This window comes from Nitrospirota bacterium, from assembly GCA_040757595.1.
Classification (GTDB): domain Bacteria; phylum Nitrospirota; class Nitrospiria; order Nitrospirales; family Nitrospiraceae; genus JBFLWP01.
This window is the reverse complement of record JBFLWP010000012.1, coordinates 115,191-122,849: the sequence shown is the minus strand read 5'-3', so window position 1 is coordinate 122,849 and position 7,659 is coordinate 115,191. Positions and strand designations below refer to the sequence as shown.

Below are 7,659 nucleotides of genomic sequence, written 5' to 3'. Positions count from 1 at the left end.
TGCGCCCGCAATACACCGGGTCCGGCAACGTCGTGAGGTTGTAGCCCTTGGGCTTCGGGACCTGGCCGACCAATGTGACCGTACCCGTCAGCGTGCCGCCGTCCGTCACCGTGACTTCCTCGTAGGCGGCGGCCTGGCCCGTACCGACCCACAGTGCTACCGCCGTTCCCACGAGCATGCACGTCAGAGATCGCTTCGCTCGATTCATTCCGGCCTCCTCACTGGTTTTTGGTTGATCCGCCCGGGTACCCCCGTTGGCCTTCGGGGTACCCGTTGCTCCCGGGGAGTGCAACGGGTACCCAACGGATGGTGATCCGATGCAGGCGGATAGTTGCGTTGCCTCCGGCGTCAATATATCAGTTTGGGTGAGCATTCAGCCATCGGCTGTCAGCTATCAGCTTGGGTCGGGTAGCTGAAAGCTGACGGCTGATATCTGAATAGCACCTTGCCAAGACGAAACGGGGGAGCCGCGATGTTCTGCAGCTCCCCCGCCCGGTTGTGATGCTGTCGGAGCTACGGTTACTTCAATGCAGTCGGGATCGCCTTGGCCCCTTCGGGCTGGCTCGGCGCCTCCGCCTGCTTGGCTCCGACCGAATTGCTCGTCAGCGGGAGAATCCGCTGATCGCCGGCCGGCAGCACCCGGAAGTAGCCCCACTGCCCGGACTGCGTATAGGGCAGCCGCTGGTTGGACCAGACGTAGTCGCCCGCCAGCTTGTACGGACCGCCCGCGCCGCCGCGCAGGAAGACATCCAGGGTCTCGGACCCGGAGTACTCCACCACGCTGATCATGTCGGCGCCCGGCATGTAGGGCTCGATCGGCCACTCGTGGCCTTCCACCGAGAACATGCCGTTCTGCTCGTTGTTGGCGCCGATCACGTGGATCCGGACCGGGTCGCCCGCGTGCGCCTCGATCAGCGGCGTCACGGGATCCTCCGGCGCGTCAACCTTGCAAGGCTGGAAGACCTTGCCCAGCGCGCAGCCCTGCTCCTCCCGGAACTTGTACGGTTCGGCCCGGTAGTTCACCGAGGTCAAGCCCGCCACGTTCTGGACGTAGGGCATGAACGCCGTCCCGATGATGTTGTCCTCGTCCTGGAAGAAGAGGGCCACATCCCGGTAGTTGGCCTTGCCGGCGTTCTCCGGCAGGCTCCGATCCACGATCACGTCCGCGCGCCAGGCGTTCTTTTGGGACAGGTCCTCGCCGGTTGCCGGGTCCCGATACTGGGAGCCCCGAGGCCCGACGATCACCGCCCCATACAGCCCGTTGCGCGGATTGGTCACGATATTGCCGCCGTCCCACACCAGCGACGTCGTCTCCTTGTTCGCCGGGTGCGCGTAGAAGGTGTAGGTCCGGCTGCCGCCCGGTGCCACGGTCTGATCGCCGCCGTTGTGGCCGACGTTCAGACCCAGCGAGTCCTTCGGGTTGAAGGCCAGGCCCGGCGCGAAGAACGACGCCTTGCTCTTGGCCATCTTGTTCTTCAGGTTGACCTTGATGCAGTCCCCGAGGTTCACGCGCAGCGTCAGCGGACTCGGCATCACGCTGCCCGCCACCTTCGTGACCTCCTCCTCGAGGGCGAAGATCTTGCCCTCGGGCACCGTCATCTCAATCTTCCGCTCGAAGTCCACCTCGATCGCGTCCGGCGCCTTCGGGTTCAGCTTCAGTGGGCGGTCCATCGCCACCACGTTGAAGGTCTTCACCGGAGCGTCGGCCGGACAGACCGAGGACGGCGCAGCCGGAATCTCGGCCGGCCTGGTCCCGGATGGCAGTTTCTGCAAATCGGGCACTTCCTTGTCGAGCACCCGGACGATGCCCCATCCACCCTCGGCGAAGTGCGAGCTGCGGCCGTTGAAGTGGATGTAGTCGCCCGGCATGCCCTGGAAGCCGCCCGCCTTGGTCACCAGGTCGTACCGCTCGGCGATCCCGACGTGGATCGAGTACTTCCGATTGGCGTCCCCGGCGTACCGCTCGGTCAGGAACGTATGGCCCGAGATGGTCCAGACGTGCGATTCGTTCATCAACTGGTGCAGCAGCCGGAACACCATCGTGTCGCCCACGTACGCCCGTAACAACGGTGTATCCGGGTCTCCATGGACGGCGCTGCTGAAGAGCACCGAGGCGTCAGAATTGTTCGCGAGCCGCTGCGCGAAGGGCTCGGCGCGGAAGTTCAAGCCGCTCCCCGTCGTGTGCGTCCCGCCGTTGATGAACGGGTTGGGTGTGTTCAGGATCTTTTCCGGCATCTGGAAGGACACGGTCTTCCCGGCCTCCAGCGCCACTTCCACCGGCTGTCCGGGCGGATTCCCCGCCTGGATCACGTTCACGGTGTGCGGCACCGTGTCGTGGATGGAGACCATCAGCTCGCGGAAGCTGCCGCTGACCCCGTAGCCGATCGGTTCGGTGCTGTGGATGTCCGCGATCGGACCGCTCCACACCAGCTTGCCGTTCTTCGGATCGTGATAGGTGGACCCGTAGGGCTCCACGATCGTCACGCCGAACCCGCCGTGCGGCCAGGTCGTCGCGCCGAACGCGTGGTCGTGCCAGAACACGGTGCCCATGTCCACGTCCACCCACCACCGGTACCGCACGAACTCCGGCGTGACGATATCGCCCGCCGGGTGGTTGTGCTTCAAGGGCTTGAAGAACGTGATCTCGTCGCCCTTGATCTCCTTGATCCGTGCGACTTCCGCGCAACTCGCGTCCCGTTTCAGCGACGTGGACGTGTCCTTGCTCGGCTCCACACAATCCGCGCCGACCTGCAACTCCGTGTTCACGTGGTACTTGGTCGCGCCGGTCGCCATCTTGATCTTGATGGACTTCGCTCCGGCTTTCGCGGGTTCCACCAGCTTGGAGTTCATCGGCACCGGCAACCCATGCTTGGTCTTCTTCTCGTGCATGGTGTACGGCCGGACCGACATCTCGTACTCGAAGCCCGAGATCACGCCATCCGAGTTCCCCGTGTCGAACTGGAAGAAGTGGGGATGGATGTTGATCTTCGACGACTGGAAGTTCGTGAAGTCGTCGTCGTCCCATTCGCTGGTGAGGATCGAATCCACGCAGTCATACACGTTCGCGCGGATCACGAGCGGGTATTTCAGGTCATCGTTGGCTCTGACCTGCTTCTCTTCCTCGGCCAGTACGTAGATCAGGCCGTCCTTGTCCACGATCGCCGGCTCCTTCCCCTGCTTCTTGGAGAGGGTGATGGGAAGCCGGATGAATTTGATGTTGTAGAACTTCTGGCCGGCATTCTCCGGGCACAGGCTCCAGCGGCCGTTCTCACCCGGCTTGGCCGGCTCGCTGGTCCGCTCGCCGTTCTCATCCTGATGGATCGGCTCAAGCCACGGCGCGCCGCTGTGGTTCGCCGAGAACGGCACGCGCTTGCCGAAGTGGGGCTTGAAGAGCGGCCAGGCCATCTTGCCCGTCAGTGGATCAAAGAGAATCGCCGGACGGGTGCTGTCGGACCACTTGTCCGCGGCGGGATACTTCGGGTTCTTGGCCGTGCTCTCCCGCTCGCCCTTGGCCACGTCGCCGTCCCACTTCCAGTCCCACACGGTCGCGTCGTAGGACATAATCTGGCCCCGTTCGTCATCCGTGTGGCCAGGCTTGCCCTGCGCCGGCAGGAACATCTCGACCCAGTCCTTGATGTTCACGATGGCCGGGTTGGCCTTCCAGTTGGTTTTCTGGCTCTTGTTCACGATCTTGAACTGCTTGCCGAACCAATCCACGGTCGTGCCGATCAGCTTGTCGGAGGTCACGCCCATCTTGATCCGGCCCTGCCGGTCCGGCAGTTCCCGCAAGTCCGGCATCGTGTCGGTGTGACCCTGGCCGACCTGGAGCGTGTTGTACACGCGGCCATAGCCCCACATGCCGGCCACATAGTGGTGCGCCACGTGGCAGTGGAAGAGGAACTCGCCCGCCAGGTGCTGGGACTGTCCCGCTCCGCCCTCGGCCTCGAGGTCCAGTGCTTCCGACGGTCCGATCACTTCCACGTCCACCCGGTCCGACTTAGTCCGGACGACCGGATACTTGATCGGTCCATCTGCGCCTGCCGCCCAGAAGTCCTGCGGCTCAGCCCGCGGGCTGCGAATCCAGCGGATGGATCCGCTATGGGGATGGTGGGAATGGAACACTTCCGAGCCCCCGTGCACGATCCGCCACTTGGTCGGATCGCCCAGGTAACCGCGAGGAATCGTCGTCGGCGCATCGCCGAACGTGTAGGCGCTGTAGGCCAGCGACTCATCCTCGAAGCCGAAGTACTCGTGCTGCAGATGCATCTCGTCGATGCCGAACGGCTCGCTCCGGTAGTTCAATGCGCGGCCGCCCGGACGGTAGGCGTCGGTGAGCGGGTCGCGCTGCGGCAGGAAGTCACCCTTCTTGTTCAACGGCCGAAACGCTTCGTCCCCGACCTCGTGATAGAAGATCACGTGCTCGCGGAAGTCCGGTCCGGACCCGTTGTCAATCATCACCTGCCAGCCGCTCTTGGTCTCAGGCGCGGCGCCGGTGCCCAGCGGATCCAGGTACTTGGATCCTTTCGGCTCCACGACGAACGCGCCGAACAGGCCCATCACGGTCAGCTCGCGGTCGTTGCTGTAGGAGTGGAACTGCCGGACTCCTTCCTGCGTGCCCGGGTTGATGTACCATTCCAGCTCCACCGCCTTGCCCGGCTCCACGACCGAATCCGGGTTCGTGGTCGTCGCGGCCTTGCCCGTGGCGCTGACCACCATGCTGGCGCCCGAGACGTGCAGGCTGCCGGTCTCCTCGCTCATCTGGTTGCGCAGGGTGAGCTTGACGCAGTCACCCTGGTTGGCGCGGAGGACCAGCGGCTGGATCGCGTCGCCCTGGAGGCCGGTGTTGACGGCGCCGGGATCGAAGCCTTCCTTCTCACGCGCCGCCTTGTTCTTCGCCTCCTCGGCCCTGATCTTGCCGATGTCCTCGGTCAGGGCGTACATGTAGCCGGGATAGTAGTCCAGCCACCGGTTCAAGGTGATCTCGACGCTGATCATCGAGACGTCATACTGCTTGGTCGGCACCCCCGCCGGACACTTGCCGCCCGTCATCGCGACCGGCTCGGCCTTGCTGTCCGAGGCCAGCAGGAAGCTGGAGCCGTCCTGGCCCATGTACTGGTGCATCATGGACATGCCGTTGAAGGCCCCGGAGGTCACCTGGGCTTGCGCGTCCTTCTGCGCCTGCTCTTCGAGCCGGCGCATGAGCCGATGGTGCTGCAGCTCAACTTTCTCAGAGCGCCCGGCGCGCCCCTCGATGGACTCTTCCACGATGGTCTGGCCCTTCAAGGACTGGGTCCAGCCAGGCATGGATACGGGGGAGGCATGGCCCTGATGGGACTGCGCTCCCCCCTCTGCGGCGAACGCCGTTGGCGAGGCGATCAGGCTGCTCGCCAGCACCGCCGCTTGCAGCCCGGTTGCCACGTTCGTGGCGCGCCGACTGCGTTGTGAATGGAACCATGACATAACACGGCCTCCTTTCATCCCAAGCTAACGGCTCATCGCGCGTAGCTTGAAACCTGAAAAACCCGGACAACTCGCGGTGAGTCGCTTCTCGTTGCCGGCCATTTGGCTACTCACTCTGAGTCGTCCGCGACTCGTCGCCCTTAATTAATAAAGTGCTGGTGAAGGGAAATCGCCGTTTGCACGGTTCAGGGTCATTCGGAGGCCGGTCCTAGCTCCCCTGCCCTTCACCAGCGGCGGGGATATTGCGCAATGGATATGCCAGAAGGGATCGGAAGAGGTGAATGACAAATAGCGCAGATAGATCAGTGAGTTACAACGACAGCGCCAACCTTGATCTGTCCCCGCCCACGAAGGGTTTTTCCACCGCCTTGGACGGGTCCAGCAAACGGGTTGGGCACTCAGCGCAAAATCAATAGGATGGGCTGTCCAATCATTTGGACGGATTGGGGTGGGCATTGATGCAGAAAGGGACAGCCGCAACGATTATTCGCTGGCTGAGCGATCTTGCAACGCTTCGAGCGCCGCCAGAATCTCTGCCGGCCTGGGCGGGCAGCCGGGGATGCGGAGGTCCACCGGAACGTGACGCTCGACCGGACCGGTCACTGCATAGCTGCCCTTGAAGACTCCGCAATGGATGGCACAGTCCCCGAGGGCGATCACGATCTTCGGATCCGGGGTCTGTTTGTAAACGTCTTTCAAGGGTTTTTCCATGTTCACCGTGACGGGGCCGGTGACGACCAAGGCGTCGGCGTGGCGGGGAGAGGCGGCGACATGCACGCCGAAGCGCTCCGCGTCATACACGGGGTTCATCAGCGCGTTCATCTCGATTTCGCAGGCGTTGCAGGAGCCGGTGTCCACCTCGCGGATCGCCAGGGAGCGCCGGAAGGGCTTGGCCTTCTCCTTGGTTTCCGACGGGGTCGGCCCGCCGGTCCGGTCGGCACGAGGATGCCGGCCGGTCACGACGCCGGTTTTCAGGCTTTTCTTCAGGATGCGAAACATGGCCCTCCTTTCGTCGGTAGGCACGAGGCTAGTGGGCTCGATGCTCGGGGAACTGCCTTCATGTCCGTACCCCGAGCCACGTGCCTCGCGCCCCGCGCCCGATCATAAGTCGTTCCCCGCATACGAGAGGTTGAAGCTCTTGTTGATCAGCGGGAAGTCCGGGACGATGTTCCCGATCACCGCCCACTGGATCGCCGGCCAGTTGACGAACGAGGGATCGCGCACCTTGCAACGATGGATCCGTCCGTCCTCTCCGGCCATGACCATGTACAGGATTTCGCCGCGCCAGCCCTCGACCGCCGACAGGGCCCAGGAACCGGGTGCGGGCGTGCGGGTCGGCTCAGCCGCAACCGGACCTTGCGGGATGCGCGCGCGGATTTCTCTGATCAATCTCATGGACTCGTGGACCTCGTCCATGCGGACCCTCAGCCTGGCCCGCACGTCCCCGTACCGATACAGCGCGACGTTCACCGGCAGCTCGTCGTAGGCCGCGAACGGCCGGTCCCGGCGGAGGTCCCGGTTGATGCCGGAGGCCCGTCCGACCACGCCCATGACCGCGTGGTCCCAGGCGGTCCGTTCCTTGAGGACCCCCGTCGTCTCCAATCGGTCCGTGAGGGACGCGTTGGCAAAGATGATGGATTCCAGCTCGGAGAAGTCGCGCTCGATCGCGTCGAGTTCTCCGGTCACCTCGGCTAATTGATCTGCCGAGAGATCGAGCGCGGCGCCGCCCACCCGGTTGGTCCACCGGAGAAAACGGGAGCCGGCGAGCCGGTCGCCGAGCTGCATGATCTGCTCTTTCATCCGGCTGCAATGGGCGTGGGCCAGGCTGTAGGCCGTGTCGTTGCAGATGGCGCCGATGTCGCCCAGATGATTGGAGAGACGCTCCAGTTCGAGGAAGAGGCTCCGGAGGTACCGCGCGCGCCTGGGCACCTCCAGTCCCAGCAGCGCCTCGACGGCCTGGCAGTAGGCCAGGCTGTGGCCGACGCTGGTGTCGCCGGAGACCCGCTCGGCGAGCGGGACCGCCCCCGAGAGGGTCTGCCGCTCGAATAGCTTCTCCACGCCCCGATGCTTCCAGAAATGGTGGATCTCGAGCTGCATGATCGGCTCGCCGGCGACCGAGAACCGGAAGTGCCCCGGCTCGATGATCCCGGCGTGGATCGGCCCGACCGGCCGCTCTTCTGATGGATTGCGCGGGCGACC

General features: G+C 64.2%; 4 protein-coding genes. All 4 read right to left on the bottom strand.

The window, feature by feature from the left end; translation table 11 throughout:
* Positions 1-208, bottom strand: a 208-nt coding sequence (locus tag AB1411_12130) for a hypothetical protein (GenBank protein MEW6544346.1), incomplete at its 3' end; no start/stop codon positions are given.
* A gap of 311 nt (positions 209-519) precedes the next feature.
* Positions 520-5,418: a multicopper oxidase domain-containing protein gene (locus AB1411_12125; GenBank protein ID MEW6544345.1), complete on the bottom strand. Its 4,899-nt coding sequence runs from the start codon at positions 5,416-5,418 to the stop codon at positions 520-522.
* A 525-nt stretch (positions 5,419-5,943) separates the two neighbouring features.
* Positions 5,944-6,459 carry an NADH-quinone oxidoreductase subunit B family protein gene (locus AB1411_12120; protein ID MEW6544344.1) on the bottom strand — a complete coding sequence of 172 codons (516 nt, stop codon included), beginning with the start codon at positions 6,457-6,459 and terminating at the stop codon, positions 5,944-5,946.
* A gap of 102 nt (positions 6,460-6,561) precedes the next feature.
* Positions 6,562-7,557: a hypothetical protein gene (locus tag AB1411_12115; protein ID MEW6544343.1), complete on the bottom strand. Its 996-nt coding sequence runs from the start codon at positions 7,555-7,557 to the stop codon at positions 6,562-6,564.
* Positions 7,558-7,659: the final 102 nt, after the last annotated feature.

Bases quoted from the DNA above. Each gene is read 5' to 3' on its own strand.
- AB1411_12120 (MEW6544344.1), bottom strand. From the start codon at position 6,459: ATGTTTCGCATCCTGAAGAAAAGCCTGAAAACCGGCGTCGTGACCGGC.
- AB1411_12115 (MEW6544343.1), bottom strand. From the start codon at position 7,557: ATGCAGCTCGAGATCCACCATTTCTGGAAGCATCGGGGCGTGGAGAAG.